Below are 2317 nucleotides of genomic sequence, written 5' to 3'. Positions count from 1 at the left end.
GGGGAGGCGGTCAGGTCGAGGGTGGCGCGCAGCACGTGCCCGCCTCCGGACGGACGGATCAGCCACCCGCCGCGCAGCCGCTCGGGCAGGCACAGGCCCAGGCCGGGCACGGCCAGCGCCCGGTCGGCGCGTGGTGCTTCCACCCGGTCGCGCACCGCGACGCCCTGGTGGGCTGCCACCCAGCCGTGGTCGTCGACCACGAGCAACGGTCCGTTGGCGCCGGACAGCAGCGGTTCCGCCGTACGCCGGAGCAGCTCCAGGCCCTCCTCGTGATGGCGCCACAACCTGGCCTCCGCCAGCCGCACGGATGCCGTGACGAGGGCCTCGATCGCCGGGTGCAGCGTGAGTGCCGGCCCGCTCACGTCGACGATGCCGAGGAGGCTGCCGTCGATCGGGTCGTGGATCGGGGAGGCCGTGCAGTACCAGGGCACCTGTGCGTTCTCGAAGTGCTCGGCGGAGAACAGCTGCACGGGCGCGGACTCCGCCAGCGCCGTGCCGATGGCGTTGGTGCCGACGGCGCCCTCGGTCCAGACCGCGCCCTCGGCGAACCCGAGGTGGTCCGCCTGGCGCTTGACCCGGGGCGAGCCGCTGCGCCACAGCACGATGCCGTCGGCACCGGCCACCACGACGAGGTAGTTCGACGCGTCGGCGGCGCTCAGCAGCAGCTCCCGGATCTCGTCGATGACCAGGGCCAGCCGCGACGTACGACGACGTTCGTCCACCTCGAACGGGGCAAGCGGATCGCGACCGTTGCGACCGTCAGGGTCGATGCCGAGTCCGAGCACCCGGTTCCACGAACGCGCGACCACCGGCCGTGGCCGTTCCGGGGGCGCACCTCCGGACAGCACGGCGTCGTGGATCCGGACCAGGTCACGAGCCCGCGTCACCAGATCGGTCGGTGCGGTCATGCGTTCACTGTAGGTCCGGCGATGTGACGGGGACCACATGCAACAACGTGCAACGGTTCCCGGGGGTCACCGCCGCGGAGTGTCCTGTCGACATGACCCAACTCGACGAACGTCCCGTGGACGCCGCCCCAACCGCCGGCGCGTCCGACCCCGCCACCACGTGGTTCGCCGCCCTTGAGGAGGCCTTCGCCGCCCGCGACATCGACCGGGCCGCCGGCCTCTTCGCCGCCACCAGCTTCTGGCGGGACCTGGTCGCGTTCTCGTGGAACCTCACCACCGTGGAGGACCCGGTCGGTGTGGCCGACCTCCTCACCCAGACCCTCGACCGTGTGGACCCCCGTGGGTTCCGCCTGTCGGAGCCGGCCGCCACCGCTGACGGCGTCACCACGGCGTGGTTCGAGTTCGAGACCGCCGTCGGCCGCGGCCGCGGACTTGTCCGGCTGGTCGACGAGGACGGCCCGAAGGCCTGGACGTTCCTCACGACGCTCTACGAGCTCAAGGGCCACGAGGAGCCCCGTGGAGTACGACGTCCGATGGGCGCCGAGCATGGCGCGACCCGCGACCGCGTGACCTGGGCGGAGAAGCGCCGTGCCGAGGAGGCGGCACTCGGAGTGGACACCCAGCCGTACGTGCTCGTCGTGGGCGGCGGTCAGGGCGGCATCGCCCTCGGTGCCCGGCTGCGCCAGCTCGGCGTACCCGCCCTTGTGATCGACAAGCACCCGCGACCGGGCGACCAGTGGCGCAACCGCTACAAGTCCCTCTGCCTGCACGACCCGGTCTGGTACGACCACCTGCCGTACCTCAAGTTCCCGGACAACTGGCCGGTCTTCGCGCCCAAGGACAAGGTCGGTGACTGGCTGGAGTTCTACACGCAGGTCATGGAGGTGCCGTACTGGTCGAACACCATGGCCACGAAGGCCTCCTACGACGAGGCCGCGGGGGAGTGGACGGTGCATCTCGAGCGCGAGGGCAAGCCGCTCGTCCTGAAGCCTTCGCAGCTGGTGATGGCGACCGGGATGTCGGGCAAGGCCAACATCCCGACCATCCCCGGCCAGGACGTGTTCGCGGGCGAGCAGCACCACTCGTCGCAGCACCCCGGCCCCGACGCCTACACGGGCAAGAAGGTCGTCGTGATCGGCAGCAACAACTCCGCCTTCGACATCTGCGGGGCGCTGTGGGAGCACGGTGCCGACGTCACGATGGTGCAGCGGTCCTCCACGCACATCGTGAAGAGCGACACGCTCATGGACATCGGCCTCGGCGACCTCTACTCGGAGCGGGCGCTCGAGGCCGGCGTCACCACCGAGAAGGCGGACCTGATCTTCGCGTCGTTGCCCTACCGGATCATGCATGAGTTCCAGATCCCGCTCTACGACCAGATGAAGGAGCGCGACAAGGACTTCTACGAC

Annotated in this window: 2 protein-coding genes; one reads left to right on the top strand and one right to left on the bottom strand. The window is 70.5% G+C overall.

Going from position 1 to position 2317, the window contains the following annotated elements:
- Positions 1-908: GAF domain-containing protein (locus tag ACOADB_RS08595; protein ID WP_378597547.1), on the bottom strand; the 908-nt coding region annotated here is incomplete at its 3' end.
- Between the two features lie 92 nt (positions 909-1000).
- Here ACOADB_RS08595 and ACOADB_RS08590 point away from each other — a divergent pair.
- Positions 1001-2317 (top strand): NAD(P)-binding domain-containing protein (locus ACOADB_RS08590; RefSeq protein ID WP_378597546.1); only part of this gene is annotated, 1317 nt, incomplete at its 3' end.

Source organism: Nocardioides sp. CPCC 206348 (genome assembly GCF_048654705.1).
Classification (GTDB): Bacteria; Actinomycetota; Actinomycetes; order Propionibacteriales; family Nocardioidaceae; genus Nocardioides.
Note: the sequence above shows the minus strand (reverse complement) of the source record. Positions and strands in the feature narration are given on the sequence as shown.